The 14,143-nt window shown below is 64.5% G+C and carries 11 protein-coding genes and 1 tRNA gene; 6 read left to right on the forward strand and 6 right to left on the reverse strand.

Annotated elements, in window-relative coordinates; genetic code table 11:
- The first annotated feature begins 47 nt into the window (after positions 1 to 47).
- Both pdxT and RUH65_RS12590 read left to right on the forward strand, forming a co-directional pair.
- Complete coding sequence (gene pdxT, locus RUH65_RS12585; protein ID WP_313817830.1) at positions 48 to 695, forward strand: pyridoxal 5'-phosphate synthase glutaminase subunit PdxT; 648 nt, start codon at positions 48 to 50, stop codon at positions 693 to 695.
- A 65-nt stretch (positions 696 to 760) separates the two neighbouring features.
- Entirely contained in the window at positions 761 to 2,995 is a 2,235-nt protein-coding gene (locus tag RUH65_RS12590) for an acyltransferase family protein (protein ID WP_313817832.1), read from the forward strand.
- 21 nt (positions 2,996 to 3,016) lie between these two features.
- Here RUH65_RS12590 and RUH65_RS12595 read toward each other — a convergent pair whose 3' ends face one another.
- Positions 3,017 to 3,730, reverse strand: coding sequence for a GerMN domain-containing protein (locus RUH65_RS12595; protein WP_313817834.1), 714 nt, complete (start codon positions 3,728 to 3,730; stop codon positions 3,017 to 3,019).
- Between the two features lie 40 nt (positions 3,731 to 3,770).
- Here RUH65_RS12595 and RUH65_RS12600 point away from each other — a divergent pair, with 40 nt between their 5' ends.
- The gene (locus RUH65_RS12600) at positions 3,771 to 4,316 is read left to right on the forward strand and encodes a VTT domain-containing protein (protein WP_313817836.1); all 546 of its coding nucleotides are present in this window, start codon (positions 3,771 to 3,773) and stop codon (positions 4,314 to 4,316) included.
- On the opposite strand, the gene ald is transcribed toward RUH65_RS12600, so the two are convergent.
- Positions 4,283 to 5,422 (reverse strand): alanine dehydrogenase, encoded by a 1,140-nt coding sequence (gene ald / locus RUH65_RS12605; RefSeq protein ID WP_313817838.1) that lies wholly within the window; start codon positions 5,420 to 5,422, stop codon positions 4,283 to 4,285. The two genes, RUH65_RS12600 and ald, sit on opposite strands and share 34 nt — an antisense overlap.
- Before the next feature lie 63 nt (positions 5,423 to 5,485).
- Here ald and RUH65_RS12610 point away from each other — a divergent pair, with 63 nt between their 5' ends.
- Positions 5,486 to 5,986 (forward strand): DUF456 domain-containing protein, encoded by a 501-nt coding sequence (locus RUH65_RS12610; protein ID WP_313817840.1) that lies wholly within the window; start codon positions 5,486 to 5,488, stop codon positions 5,984 to 5,986.
- Between the two features lie 130 nt (positions 5,987 to 6,116).
- On the opposite strand, the gene RUH65_RS12615 is transcribed toward RUH65_RS12610, so the two are convergent.
- Positions 6,117 to 6,248, reverse strand: a complete 132-nt coding sequence (locus RUH65_RS12615) for a putative transporter small subunit (protein ID WP_313817842.1) — start codon at positions 6,246 to 6,248, stop codon at positions 6,117 to 6,119.
- A gap of 30 nt (positions 6,249 to 6,278) precedes the next feature.
- Positions 6,279 to 8,033, reverse strand: a complete 1,755-nt coding sequence (locus tag RUH65_RS12620; RefSeq protein ID WP_396180213.1) for a sodium:solute symporter family protein — start codon at positions 8,031 to 8,033, stop codon at positions 6,279 to 6,281.
- Positions 8,034 to 8,515: 482 nt separating this feature from the next.
- Between RUH65_RS12620 and RUH65_RS12625 the strand changes: the two genes are divergently transcribed.
- Positions 8,516 to 8,588, forward strand: a tRNA-Ala gene (locus RUH65_RS12625).
- A gap of 2,441 nt (positions 8,589 to 11,029) precedes the next feature.
- On the opposite strand, the gene RUH65_RS12630 is transcribed toward RUH65_RS12625, so the two are convergent.
- Positions 11,030 to 12,043 carry a serine/threonine-protein kinase gene (locus RUH65_RS12630; RefSeq protein ID WP_313817846.1) on the reverse strand — a complete coding sequence of 338 codons (1,014 nt, stop codon included), beginning with the start codon at positions 12,041 to 12,043 and terminating at the stop codon, positions 11,030 to 11,032.
- A gap of 103 nt (positions 12,044 to 12,146) precedes the next feature.
- Between RUH65_RS12630 and RUH65_RS12635 the strand changes: the two genes are divergently transcribed.
- A complete protein-coding gene (locus tag RUH65_RS12635; protein ID WP_313817847.1) occupies positions 12,147 to 13,304 on the forward strand; it encodes a hypothetical protein in 1,158 nt (385 codons plus the stop codon).
- Between the two features lie 215 nt (positions 13,305 to 13,519).
- On the opposite strand, the gene RUH65_RS12640 is transcribed toward RUH65_RS12635, so the two are convergent.
- Positions 13,520 to 14,143: tyrosine-type recombinase/integrase (locus RUH65_RS12640; RefSeq protein WP_313817848.1), on the reverse strand; the 624-nt coding region annotated here is incomplete at its 5' end.

Genomic DNA, 14,143 nt, shown 5'->3' on the forward strand with positions numbered 1-14,143 from the left:
CCCCCCCACAGTGCTAGGGGCCGTGCCCTCGGCGGGATGATGCACCGGTGACGGGCAGGGACGGCACCGGCAGTCTCGTCGGCGTCTTCGCCTTGCAGGGGGATGTGGCCGAACACGTGCGGGTGCTGACCGCCCTCGGGGCTGGGGTCCGACTGGTGCGGTCCGCAACGGACCTGGCTGGGCTGGACGGCCTGGTCATCCCCGGCGGGGAGTCCTCCGTGATGGACAAGCTCTCCCGGCTGCTCGGCGTGGCCCCGGCCATCCGGCAGGCGATCGGTGAGGGGCTGCCGGTCTACGGCACCTGCGCCGGGATGATCATGCTGGCCGAGTCGATCGCGAACCCGATCGCGGGGCAGCAGAGCTTCGGCGGGCTGGACATCACCGTGCAGCGCAACGCCTTCGGCTCCCAGGTGGAGTCCTTCGAGACCGCCCTCGAGGTGCCGGAGGTCTCCGGAGATCTGGTGCACGCCGTCTTCATCAGGGCCCCCGCGGTGCTGCGCGCGGGGCCGGACGTGCGGGTGCTGGCGAGCGTGCCGGCGTCGCGCCTGGAGGAACCGGACTTTGGCACCGACGTGCCGGCCGGAGATGTCCCCGTGGCCGTCCGGCAGGGCCGTCTGCTGGCCACGAGTTTCCATCCGGAGGTCACCGGCGACTGGTCCTTCCACCGTTACTTCCTGGAGCACGTGATCCGCTGACCTGAGCCCACCACTCAGCATCGGTCGGATAGAGTACTTCGCGTTCCAGCAGAGTCGGAGAAGTCGTGTCACCAGGTTCCACCGCGCATCACCCCGGCACCCGGTTCCGGTCCGATATCCAGGGGCTCCGTGCCCTGGCGGTACTGCTCGTCCTCCTCTACCACGCGGGCCTGCCGTTCGTCCCCGGCGGCTTCGTGGGCGTGGACATCTTCTTCGTCATCTCCGGATTCCTGATCACGTCCGGGCTGCTCTCCCGCATCCAGGAGCACGGCCGGCTGGACCTCGTGGACTTCTACGGGCGGCGCGTCCGGCGCATCCTCCCGGCGGCCCTGGTGGCACTGATCGGCACGGTGCTGCTGACCCTGGCGATCCTGCCGCGCTCCCGCTGGGATGCGATCGCCACCGAGGCCACTGGCAGTGTGCTGTTCGTGGTCAACTGGATCCTCGGGCAGGGGTCCACGGACTACCTGCGCCAGGACGAGGCCGCCAGTCCGCTGCAGCACTACTGGTCGATCGCGGTGGAGGAGCAGTTCTACCTGCTCTGGCCCCTGGTGCTCATCCTCGTCCTGGTGGTCGCCCGCTGGCGTCACGCCGGCCAGGAGCAGCCCGACGCCGGCGGGTCCCGGCACCGTGCGGCGTCCAGTCTCGCGGTGGTCCAGCGTCAGTGGATCGTGGGGGCCGCGGTGGTCTTGTTCATCGGCTCACTGGTGCATTCCGTGCACCTCACGGCGGTGAACCCCGGGATGGCCTACTTCGCTACCACCACACGCATCCACGAGCTCGGAGTGGGCGTGCTCCTGGCGCTGTTCGCCCCCCGGCTGGCGCACCTGACCCGGCGGTGGGCCCTGACCCTGGGCTGGGCGGGCCTGGCCGCCATGATCGGGGCTGGCGTGTTCTTCAGCGGAGCGACGTCCTTTCCCGGTGCGGCGGCCCTGGTGCCGACCCTCGGCGCTGCGGCCGTGATCGTCTCCGGCCTGAACGCCCGAGAGCGCTCCGGCGTCGGCTCGCTGCTGTCCCTGCGTCCCGTGACGGTCGTCGGGGACCTCTCCTACTCGCTGTATCTGTGGCACTGGCCGCTGATCGTCATGGCCACGTTCCTCTTCGGCGGGCTGACCTGGTATGTCGGCCTGGTGGCGGCGGCCCTGGCCTTCCTGCCGGCCTGGGCCAGCTACCGGTGGGTGGAGAGACCCTTCCAGAGGTGGCCCCTCGTCAGACCCCCGTGGAAGGCGATCCAGCTCGGGCTCGCCGCCTCGCTCGCCGTCATCGTCGGGACGGCGTCCCTGGACGTCGCCACGTCCCGCACTGGACCCCAGGACTGGCAGCCGCCCACCTATGCGGAAGCCTTGGACGAGGCGGCGGAGGATCAGGCGGGCCAGTCAGGTGAGCCGGGCCAGCCGACCACGTCGGACCGAGCTGCCGAAAGCGACGGGGGCGGCGAAGGAGCCGAGGCGGCGCCGGCGCTGCTCGGGGGTGAGCTGCTGCAGACGGACCCGGAGGCCGCCCTGGGGCACACCCCGGTCGAGGCGCTGTTGCCCGGTGCGGACGCCGTGGACCTCGACCTGCCGGAGGTCTATGCCCAGGACTGCGTGCAGAGCGACCGGGAGACCGACCCGCTGGCCTGCACCTATGGCCCGGATGACGCGGAGTTCCGCGTGGCCCTGACCGGCGACTCCCACGCGGCCCACTGGCAGGCCGCCGTGAACCGGCTGGCCGCTGAGAACGGCTGGCAGGTCAGCACCTACCTGAAGTCCTCCTGCCCCCTCACCAGTGGCCAGGTGATGCTGGAGGGAGATGCGTTCTCCGAGTGCGAGCAATGGAATGCCGGCGTGATGGAGGAGTTGCGGGCCGGGGACTATGACCTCGTCCTGACGTCCTCCTTCCTCTATCAGGCGCCGGTGGACCAGACCCCCGTGCCGGAGGGCCAGGCCGCGGCGTGGAACGCCCTGGAGGAGCACGGGATCCCGGTCGGCGTGATCGTCGACCCGCCGATTCCCGGCTACAACATCCCGGAGTGCATCGAGACCCACCCGGACACCTACGTTCAGGAGTGCGGCTTCGCCGAGACCGAGGCCGAAACCTCGGGATCAGACCAGCAGCGTGCAGCCCTGGAGCGTGCTTCGTCAGCAGCTCCCCTGGACATGGTCGACGGCATCTGCCCGGAGGGTACCTGCCCCGCGGTCATCGGGTCGGTGGTGGTGTGGCGGGACCAGAATCACCTCACCTCCACCTATGCCGAGTCGATGGCGCCCTGGCTCGGTGAGGTCCTCGAAGGGCAGGGCCTGGTCCCGTCCCTCCAGTAGCACGAGACCCCGGCCCCGCTCTCAGGAGCCCTTCTGGCTCATGGCCTCCTGGATCGGGGTGCCGTCGAGGAGGATCTCGGCGGTGTAGACGCCGGCGTTGGCCAGGGCGGTGTTCTCCAGCTGGGCGATGATGCGCGGATCGTCGCAGGTGCCGGAGGAGACCGGGGTGCCGGACAGGTCCACGGTCACAGAGTCCCCGGAGATGGCGACGTCCGTGACCTCGAGGTCGGACTGGTAGAGCGAGTTGGTCAGACCGGAGCCGACCTCGTACTCGGCCTGGTCCAGCAGCACCTGGAGGGCAGCCTCCACGAAGGACGGGTCGCCCACGGTTCCGGCGCCCGAGACCGGTGCGGTGGACTCCATCAGACTGCTGTCCCCACACCCCGGGAACTCGAGGCCCTCGAGGTTGTCCATCGCCACCCAGTACACCGTGGCCTCCGTGGCGCCCTGAGGTGTCTCGGACGGGGACGCAGAGCCGGACGGTGAAGCGGAGGCCGAACCGGACGGGGCCGAACTGGCCGAGGGGGAGGCGGTGGCAGACTCGCTCGGCGTCGCCGGCGGGGACGTCGACTCGGTGGCCGACGCGCTGGCGCTGGCGGTGTCACTCGGGGAAGGGGTGGGACTCTCGGAGGGCTCATCGCCGCCCGGTCCGCAGGCGGTCAGGCCGAGGGACAGCACGGCGGTCAGGGCCGCAGTGGCAAGGAGCGGGCGTCGGGCGGTTCGCGTCTGACTCATACCCCTGAGCCTAGACGAGGCTGGCGCCTAGACTTGCCCCATGATGGACTGGATCGCCTCCCTGCCGCTGGTCTGGGCCATCCTCCTCTTCTGGGGCGGTGCCCTGTGCCGCTCCACCGCCACGTACGCCCTCGGCCGGGGGATCGCCGCCGGGGCTGAGCACACCGGCCTGCGCCGCTACATGTCCGGCCCGGTCTACCTGCGTGCCATGCGGTTCATCGACCGCTGGGGGCCCTGGGCCATCCCGTTCTGCTTCCTGACGGTCGGTATCCAGACCGCCGTCATCGGCACGGCCGGCGTGACCCGCATGCGGTGGCGCCGGTTCCTCCCCGCCGCCCTGCTCGGATCCCTGATCTGGGGCATCATCTACGGGACCATCGGCATGGCCGTCGTGTGGGCGGTCATCACCACTGCCCTGGCGAGCCCGGTGGCGCTGGTCGCGCTGGTCCTGGTGCTGGCCGGCGTCGTGGTGCTGATCCTGTGGCGCACGGGCGGCCTCGCCCGGTTGCGCGCCTCACGCGCCCAGCGCAGGGCCCGCCAGCCGGCCCGGACTCAGGCGGACACCACGTCCGACGCCGGCCGGTAGTCCAGCTGCGGGTCCAGTCCCAGCGGTCCGGACACGGCGTCGGTGACCCCCTGATGGGTGAGGACGCCCTCGTGGGCGTTGAGCCCGGACAGCAGCCCCTCGTCCGCGGCCAGGGCCTCCCGCCAGCCGCGATCGGCGATCTGCAGGAGGTAGGGCAGCGTGGCGTTGGTGAGGGCCGCCGTCGAGGTCTGGGGGACCGCCCCGGGAATGTTGGCCACGCAATAGTAGATCTGCTCGCCCACCCGGAAGGTCGGTTCCTGGTGGGTGGTGGGCCGGGAGTTCTCGAAGCAGCCGCCCTGGTCGATCGCGATGTCCACGAGCACCGAGCCGGGGCGCATGGACGCCACCATGTCCGCGGTGACTAGCTTGGGGGCGGCCGCGCCGGGGATGAGCACCGAGCCGATCACCAGGTCGGCATCCGCCACGGTCTCGGCGATGTGCATCTTCGAGGAGGCCAGCGTGTGCAACCGCCCCTGGTGTGCGGTGTCCAGTTCGGTGAGGCGGTTGAGGTTGATGTCCAGCACCGTCACGTCGGCGCCCATGCCGGCGGCCACCACGGCGGCGGCCTCTCCGGCGACGCCGGCCCCGATCACCGCGACGCGGGCCCGCCGGGTTCCCGGCACGCCGCTCATGAGGATGCCCGAGCCGCCCTGGGCCTGGGTCAGGTGGTAGGCGCCGGCCAGGGGAGCGAGACGTCCGGCGACCTGGCTCATGGGAGCCAGCAGCGGCAGTGTGCGCCCACGGGTGACGGTCTCATAGGCGATGGCCGTGGTGCCCGATTCGAGCACGGCGTGGGTGAGCTTCGGATCGGCGGCCAGGTGCAGGTAGGTGAACAGCGTCTGTCCCCGGCGCATCAGCTGCCATTCCGGACCCACCGGCTCCTTGACCTTGAGCACCAGGTCGGCCTGGCCCCAGATGTCCTCGGCCGTGGACACGATGCGGGCTCCGGCCTGCCGGTAGTCCTCGTCCGGGGTGCCCGAGCCGAGGCCGGCCCCCGACTGGACGATGACCTCGTGCTGGTGGTGGACGAGCTCCGTGACGCCGACGGGGGTGAGGCCGACGCGGAACTCGTTGTTCTTGATTTCAGTGGGGACGCCGATCAGCATGATTCGACGTTAGCCTGCTCAGCGCGTTTCGGGGAGGGGCGATACCGGCACCATACTGGGCACGTGGACTACGAGATCATCACCACCGTCATCGCCGGGCTGTTGTTGGTGGTGGCCGTGCTCGGCACCGTCATCCCGATCCTGCCCGGCTCCATCCTGACCGTCCTCACTCTCATCGGCTGGGCCTGGATCCTCGGCTCGCCCGCCGCCTGGACCGCCGCCGTCATCGGTTCTGGGCTGGCCATCGCCGGCCTGAGCGCGTCAGCAGTCCTGACCGGCCGGAAGATGAAGCGCGAGCAGATCCCCAACGGTCCAGTGCTGGTGGGGGTGGCGTGCGCCATCGTCGGCATGTTCGTGATCCCCGTGATCGGGCTTTTCGTCGGCTTCGCCGTGGGCCTGCTCGCTGCCGAGTTTGCCCGGCGCCGGAATCTCAAGGCCGCCGCGCGGTCCTCCTGGGAGGCGCTGAAATCCATGGGACTCGGCATCCTCGTGGAGTTCGGCTGCGCCTCGCTGGCCGCCTCGTCCTTCGCCATCGGCACCCTGGTGCACTTCCTCAACCGCTGAGCTGCTGAGGTGCCCAGGCCGGAAGTGCAGGCTCTTGCAGGCGCCGACTGGCCGGCCGGGCCTGCGTGCTGCTCGTCATGCGAAAATCCGGGTGACGCGCCGCCGTCGTGGGTGGGGGTGGTGAACCCGGTCAGATGATCGGGTGACCGGCCTTCTTGGACTCCGAGACGTCGCGGAAGAAGCCGCGCGCGATGAAGAACAGCACGGCGGCCACGATCACGGGCCACATCAGTACGTACACCGTCAGCAGAACAGTTGTCATGGTGGTTCCTTTCTGGGTCGTCGCGGCCGGTCAGTCGCGCGGGGAGTCGGAGGAGGAGAATCCCCCGGAGGTCTCCAGTGTCTTGGCGGCGGCAGCGGCCGCCACAATCTGCTCGGCCGTTTGTGGGCTGTCTGGATCGAAGTCGCCGGTGATGTCCTTGATGACGTCGAAGTCGAAGTTCTGCTTCGACCGGACCGACATCAGGTAGCAGACCAGGAACGAGACCGCGTAGGCGACCAGCGAGGCGGAGAGCACCGTGTAGTCGCGCAGGCCGTCGGTGAAGATTCCGGCGAACGTGAAGGGCGCGGCCGCTATGGTGACGATCCCGCCGACCCAGATCGCCGGCTTCAGTCCGAAGAAGCCGAAGGACATGATGCCCAGCACCACGCCGATGCCGACCGTGGCCAACAGCTCGATGCTGAAGCCGAGGAGGCCGGTGAACGGGATCCATTCGAAGCGCACCGGCAGGAAGGCCACGAGAGCGGCGAGCACCGAGACGGAGAAGGCCGCGTTGGTGACCTTCGGCCAGTAGAACGAGGCGATGACCGGGAACACCAGGCAGCCCCACAGGGCACCGACGAATACCAGCAGATCGAGGATGTTGAACTGCGCCGTGGCGAAATACAACCCCGCGCCTGTGGCCACGATCATGCTGATGCGGCCGACCAAAAGCATGGTCTTCGGGTTGGCCTTCTTCTTGCCCACGGACTGGCCGTAGATGTCCGCCATGACGATGGAGGACAGGGCGGCCAGATCGGAGTCGGCGGTGGAGGACAGGGCACCGATGATCATGATGAACGCCAGGGCCAACAGGATCGGTCCGAGGTAGGTGCCGGCCATCTGGGGGATGAGGTTGTTGACGTCACCGTTCATCGGTTCCACGCCCAGGTACAGCGCCATCACGCCGAGCATGCCGATGCCGATCACCGATCCGCCATAGCCGATGGTGGCGGTCACGAAGGTCGGCTTGATGAGGTTCTCCCGCACGGCGAACAGGCGCTGGGCGATGGTCTGGTTGCCGATCGCGTAAGCCAGCACGGCGGCGATGTACGGGGCGCCCTGGTTCATAAAGGCGTCAGAGGAGAAGAAGTTCTCCTGCTGCGGGGTGACGTTGCCGGCAGCCACGCCGGCCTCGAACATGCCCGGTCCACCGGCCACGAAGAAGATCACCGGGATGATGACGACGGCCGCGCCGAGCATGAACATCACCTGGGCGAAGTCCGTCATCACCGACGCGCGGAAGCCGGACCACAGGGTGTACATCAACACGCCAGCGGCCACGATCACGATGCCCGCACCGAAGCTCAGCGGGGACAGCATGGAGATCAGCGCGCCGCCGGCGATGAAGTTGGAGGTCAACGAGATCAGTGAGCCCAGGACGTTGGACCCGGCCAGCATCAGCTGGGAGGACCGTCCGTGGCGCGCGTACATGACCTCGGCCAGGGTGTGGGCGCGCGGCGCGACTTTGCGGATGCGCTTGCCGAAGGGGTAGATGAAGAGGATCATCAGGGCGCCCCAGAGCCCGTAGTGAATGGGGCCGGAGATGCCGTAGGTGTAGCCCGCGGTGGCGGAGGCGTACATGGACGACGCCCAGATCCAGGTGGCGGTCATCGATGCCGCCGAGATGCCGAATCCGATGTTGTTTCCGGCGGTCATGTAGCCGTCGGCGTTCTCCTTCTTCCGGCTGATGCCCACGGACATCCACATGGTCCCGCCGTAGAAGAGAATCAGCAGCAACACCACTGCCATGATTCCTAGTTGGTTGATTTCCTGAGCGGGTGGCATCCCGGTCCTTTCATCTCGGCGACAATGACAGTGGTTCACGGGGCCGGCGTTCGGTCCCCGCGGACCGTGGTAGGTAGCCGTTTCCGGCTCCCGGCGGCCCCTCGGGCCACGTGCGATGACCTCGTTCGGGCCTCGCGGCGGCCTTTGCGGCCACCTCCGGCGGGAGCCCTGTCAGCGGGTCTGCATGTCGTTTCCATGCACCCTGCTGGGCTCTCTCGCACCGGCGTTGGCCATGAGGCCAACCGCTGAAGTCTCTCATGTTTGCAACCGCAATACCAGTTGGCGTGGTTGAACTAGAAGAAAAGCTCCTCGTCAGAAAGGATTTTCCAGGGTCTTCACAGGCGGTCGTCCGCTGGCGCCCATGGACGTCCTGTGCTGGCTTCAGCAGGGCGCCGGAGTGCGGGGCGAGCCGGTGAATTCGAAGCGGGGTCCGTGACGGAGTATGATGGCTGAGCGCCTCCCGGCGATGCGTCGGGATTCGCGGGGCCTTAGCTCAGTTGGTAGAGCGTTTCGTTCGCAATGAAAAGGTCAGGGGTTCGATTCCCCTAGGCTCCACAGGTAGCAGACCCCCCACTTACCTTACAAGCAAAGGGAAGTGGGGGGTCTCTTGCATGCCTGAAAGGAGGGGGGCTTGACGGGATGGATAACTTATGCATAACCGATTTGTGAAGCCGATTTCCAGCGCCGTAGTCACTTCGTAGTCACTTCAGAATGACGCCTCGCGGGCGCTAAACGCCCCAAACGCGCATGCCCGCAGTCATCGGCGAGGGGATTGTCGCGCACCCTGAAGGAGACAGATCCCCCACTCAATGGCCCCGGCTCCAGCTGCCCCGCTCAAGGATCCTCTGCCGGACAAGATGCGAAGGCATGCACTTTCCCGTGCAGTCGACTCGGCTCATCTGTGGCGCAGACTCTTGAAGGCAACTTCTCACGTGAGAAACCACGGACCCTAGCGGCACGTATGTCCCGCACGCGTTGTCTTTGTCAATAACAGGCATCGCCGACGACCTAACTACTAAAGCTGTGGTGTTCTCGCTGGGCGGCAGTGAGTGCTGGCTTGCGACCGAGGGGCAGGGTCTGGCAGTCAGCCCCGGATCCACCAATGGCTACAGAGTATTGAGTTCAGCCGCGGGTCTGGCAAAGTCTAAGGGTGGCAACTTTCGTAGTACATCAAACCTCCAGATCGAGACCTGGCCGACTGTTCGAAGCAGTTCAGGAAGCGGACTTACGTCCTGTGGCTCTCGAAGCAATTCGTTCTTTGCCGGGGTCATCTGCCGGCGTACTTGTGATTCCAGAGATGGTCGGTCCTCTAGGCGTCCCCGACTTTACGGTCATGGTCGGTGGTCAGAAGAGTTTGAATGAGCGTCTTTCGTCGGGCATTCCGCCGATACTCGGCGAGCTGGACTGTAGCGTCATTTCAGCGCTCTATGCCGCTCGTCCGCGTTCTGCGGGGGCCGTCGCCGGAAGTCTCGGCTGGACTGAGGACAAGGCGCTCGGTCGCCTACTTCAATTGAAAAAGACAGGCGCAGTAATTGAAGCGTCGACGGGTAGATTTCTGAGGGATCGTGCTCTGTCGAGCGGGGGGACCCTTTACGCAGTCGAAGTCAAGGTTCGAGATTGGGCACAGGCCGTCAGACAGTCTCGAGGATATCGAACATGGGCAAACAACTACGTCGTAGTCCTTGGTCCGATCGGAGAACCTGCCAGACGTTCGGTGACTGCAGAAGCGGAGTCAGACAAAGCTGGTTTGTTCATTGACGGGGGCTGGGTCCGGAAACCCTCTCGTCGACTAGCCGAGCCACTCAGAAGCTTCATGGGTTTCGAACACCTGGTGGCGTCGCTAGACGGCTACCAGCCCTCATCTGCGATAAACTGATCCATCCCATCAATCTGAGGGCGGATCCAGGGCTCACCCCCTACTGAACACCCAGAGACTTTCTGTGCTTGTGGCCATTCGGACTCGGCGCGAGTGTAGCGATTTCGGAGGGCGCGCACTCTCGCCTCACCGGACAGGGAAGTGAGCTCATCAATGATGAGAGACAGCACTCCAGCGTGGTGACGAAATGCATTCTCGGGCCCTGTTGGAACGGACCCCCGCGTAAGCTCTTCTGCGTATGCGAGATTCTGAGAGCGGAAAACCTGATACTCATTAGATTTCATATCCCCTAAGAGCACCTCCAGGGTCGGGCGTTGGTACCACTGGCCACCATCACCACTAGACGCTCGGGCTGCATAGTCAGAGTACGCGCATACTCGTTGCCGGATGTCCCATCCTGTGCCTAGGGTACGGGCGCCGGCTGCGATTGCCGGAAGACCCGCAAGGTCTCCATGTCCCATAACCACTGGACGATCTTGGCTCAAGGCATACACCGTTCGCATCACGCCTGCTACTTCATCCGCTTGTGCTGGCACTGGCACAGATGATTGAGGGCGAACGACGGTGAGGAGCCACCCAGCTGGTTCCAATTGGTCAAGCATTCCGATGTGGGCGTCAAGTTCTCGTTGAGCTGACCAAAAATGCGTGTCACCAACAATTGAGATCCATACAGGATTTCCTCGGGATTCTTGCATGGCCAGCGAACTCAGCTGAATTGCACGCTGACTATTCTGGCTTTGAGCGCTGTGGAGGAGGACTGTTGGTGCAATGTACGGCGAAGACAACTCAGTCTGCACTCTGAAAACGCGCTGTATGTGATCACGTTGATGGGTCTCCTGGTCCAGGAGACCCCGCATGCCGGGCCACAAGTTCCATTGGTCATAATATCGGAAATCGCCAACTTGGGGCATCTGAAGGGCGTGCGTCGTGGGGTCAAACCACAGTTGCCCTCCTGCCTCTCTAACTCTTCTGGCGACGGCTAACGCGTCAGTCTTATACCCGTTGCCTCTGACAGGCGAGGCGAATGGAGATAATACGGCACCGCGAGCGGCGCCGGCTTTGACTGCTCGCTCACCCCATGAAGCCAAGTTGTTTCGCGCTGTGTCTTGAATCAAAATGCTCATGAAGCCAACTCCAACGCTTCGCGGAATCGATCGCCGTTCCGGTACCGGCGTGCCGGATGTAGGTGGAGTGCACGATGGATGGTTGATGCGAGTTCCCTGGGGAAGTCGGTGCGTATAGATTCGATTGGCTTGTACCTTCCATCTGCGAGACGAGCTATGTAATCGGCGTCATCGCCGAGCCAGGGGATTGGCAGTCCTCCTGTCGCGGCGAAATACAGCAGCGAGCCCAACGCGTACACGTCCGAGGCTGGAGTGGGGCCTGAGTATGACTGGAGATGCTCCGGGGTCATAAATCCTGGAGTTCCAGGTTGTCCCGCGACGGTCAAGCCGCTTCTTAACGTGTGTTTGGCGAATCCCGGGTCCATGATAATAAAGGTTCCATTCGAAAGGCGCCGCACATTGTTTGCGCTCAGGTCTCTATGAACTACCTTCTGCTGATGCAATGCTCCTAGGCCTGAGGCCACGTCTGTCCCCAGACGTTGCACGTCATCGGGATTCTTCCACGGGATGCCAAGATGGGCAGATAAATCATCACCGTCCAGATACGCTTCCAGCCACGCGGCACCGACGACTGGATCGCCCAACTCAAACAACTCTGAAACTACCTGAACAACATTCGGGTGGGCGGTGCCCGCAAGTAGCTCCACTTCTCGGCGAGCTCGATGTAGGACTGTTGGATCACTTGAACCAACCTCAACTAGCTTCAGGACCTGGAGGTCTCCATCGCGTTTAACTAGATGAACGGTCTTCTGCCCGCCTGCTTTCAGCGGAGAGATGACGGTCAGGGCGAGTTGCTTACAGGCCAAATCGAGGAGCGAGGCAAGATCCATGATGCTCATGTTAGTCGAGCGAATCGGATAGTCCGACAGTACCGTCAGGTTTTCATTCCTTTGTTCCGCATGCAAATTTGGCGTGGAATCGTGGTACTCGTTGAGGCGCTTTTGCTGGAGAGTAGAGCATTTAATTGCCAGTTTGGGGTCAGGATTCTCAGGGGCCTCAGTCCATTTCACGGATCCTTGACTGCACTGTACGCGGCACGAGCGGACGCTTGATGGTGCGGTTGATTTAGCGTGGTCACTCAGCGAGTCCAGGCATTCGTGAGATCATCTGGGCATGTCAGCATCGAACGTCGAGTCCCCGATTGACTCCTCCGTATTCGCTCGGCCCTTCGCCATCCACTGTGTGGACAGCTATACCTACATGGGATTGTCGGGCCCCGCCGACTACCTCGGGCTGAAACCCGAGGTAGTTGGGTACATAGTTCATCAGGCTCATAGCCAAGTAGTAGCTGAATTGCAGGACGCCGGCATCGACTACGACAAGTTGAACAGTGCACTCGTGCCAAAGTCAGGTCGACACGAGGTGGCGTTTATCTTCGATTCCACCCAGGCGGAGGACGAGTTTAGATACGGATACTCCCACGCGGAAAAGTGGATCCCTGTTCTGAAATCCCATGGACCTAGCAAGACGGCTGTGAGTGCCGGAGATGTTCTGGAGCTCCCCGATGCAGTGGTTTGGGAGGAATTCGAGAAGCGGCTGGTAGGAGGTGCTGATTTTCCCCGCCTGCCGCGACACCTCTACTACGTCGTCCACATGACCAACTTGTCATCAGGGCAGTTGGAGAACATGCACCTCGCTTTGAGCGAGGAGAGTAAGGGGTATCTGGGCCACGTGGACTGCACTACGTGGAACTCTCTCAAGCTAGGGCTCTACCTGCCACAAGTAGCATTGCGGTCAGGGGACGTAATTATCACTTCCACGGACGATGAAGGAACAGCGAACCTACCTGGTTACCCTTTCGAGGAGAGCGGCTTCCGCATCTTAGGTGTGGCGGAGGAACACTATTATTTACTCCTCTCGCATCGCATGGACAATGGCATCCCAGCGTGGGCCGCCGACGATAGCTCGATCGCCCTGACCGCCTTGAGTGGAAGGCGCCATTCCGCCGCAACAACGAACTTGATTATCGATCCACGCCGGGTCCAATACCTAAACGAAAAGCACGCCCCTTCACTCAAACAAGCACTGCTCGACGGGTTGAGTGAAGACGACCTTGCGGAAGCCATTAAGGAGAAATTCGCCACCGGACTCGTATACAATCTGCGTTTCAAGGCAGGCGCCCGAGACGGAGCGCCTGTGCCCGAGCTTGATGCTCTCTTATATAGCGTTCAGGTGGAGTTCCCCGACGAGATGGGCGAAGTGAAGCGTTACCAGGTGGGGTTGAAATACGAGGCAGGAACACACACTAGCGAAGTTGTCACCTTCTACTAGGCTGCCCCACCTCAGTCTGCACACCACCGGACGGCGTACCCGCGTGTTCCGCCACGCCTATTGACGAACCCCTGCCGGACAAACCCCCCGCTGACCGCCGATGTTAATGTTGCGTCGCCAGCGGCGTTCCGAATAGGTGGTCCGTTGACATGACCGGTGAATCGGGCTTTGCATGGGACATGGAAAGGTGTGTCGAAACTGTTGCTTGGTTGTTCCTAGAGCGCCAGCACGCCGGCCACCGTGTAGCTAGCACTGCGGGACAGGGTGTTCCGCGCCCGGTCATATCGTCGCGTGGTGCGGGGGTCGGCGTGGCCCATCGAGTCCTGTAGATCGTGGAGCGTGCCCCCGGCCTCCAGGTGGAGCGTGGCGAAGGTGTGCCGCATGCTGTGCGGGCTGATCTTCCCGTCGATCCCGGCGATCCGGGCCAGCCGTTGGACGGTGCGGAACGCCTCAGACGGTGCCCACCGCTTGCCGGTGGCCGTGGTGAAGATGGGCACTCCCGGCCTGTTGCACTTCTCCACGTCGGTCCCGGTGCTCCCGGTGTAGGTCTCCAGCGCTTCGACGGCGGCGGGGGCAAGGGCGACCTTGGCCCGCTTGCCACCCTTGCGCGTGACGGTCAGCACCCGGTGCCCAGTGTCGTGCCCGAGGTCTGCCGTGGTGGCACCGAGGGCTTCCCCGATCCGGACCCCCGAGGTCAGCAACAGGGCGACCAGCGCGGCAGGCCGTGGCCCGTCCTCCCGTGCCGCCGTCATCAGTGCCCGCGCCTGATCCTTGTTCAGACCTTGGGTGGTGGAGGCGTCGGCGTCCACCTTCGGCCGCTTCACCAGGGCGGCGGGGGT

The organism is Citricoccus sp. (assembly GCF_032154715.1).
Classification (GTDB): Bacteria; Actinomycetota; Actinomycetes; order Actinomycetales; family Micrococcaceae; genus Citricoccus.

Bases quoted from the DNA above. Each gene is read 5' to 3' on its own strand.
- RUH65_RS12635 (WP_313817847.1), top strand. From the start codon at position 12,147: ATGTCAGCATCGAACGTCGAGTCCCCGATTGACTCCTCCGTATTCGCT.
- RUH65_RS12620 (WP_396180213.1), bottom strand. From the start codon at position 8,033: ATGCCACCCGCTCAGGAAATCAACCAACTAGGAATCATGGCAGTGGTG.
- ald (WP_313817838.1), bottom strand. From the start codon at position 5,422: ATGCTGATCGGCGTCCCCACTGAAATCAAGAACAACGAGTTCCGCGTC.
- RUH65_RS12600 (WP_313817836.1), top strand. From the start codon at position 3,771: ATGATGGACTGGATCGCCTCCCTGCCGCTGGTCTGGGCCATCCTCCTC.
- RUH65_RS12615 (WP_313817842.1), bottom strand. From the start codon at position 6,248: ATGACAACTGTTCTGCTGACGGTGTACGTACTGATGTGGCCCGTGATC.
- RUH65_RS12595 (WP_313817834.1), bottom strand. From the start codon at position 3,730: ATGAGTCAGACGCGAACCGCCCGACGCCCGCTCCTTGCCACTGCGGCC.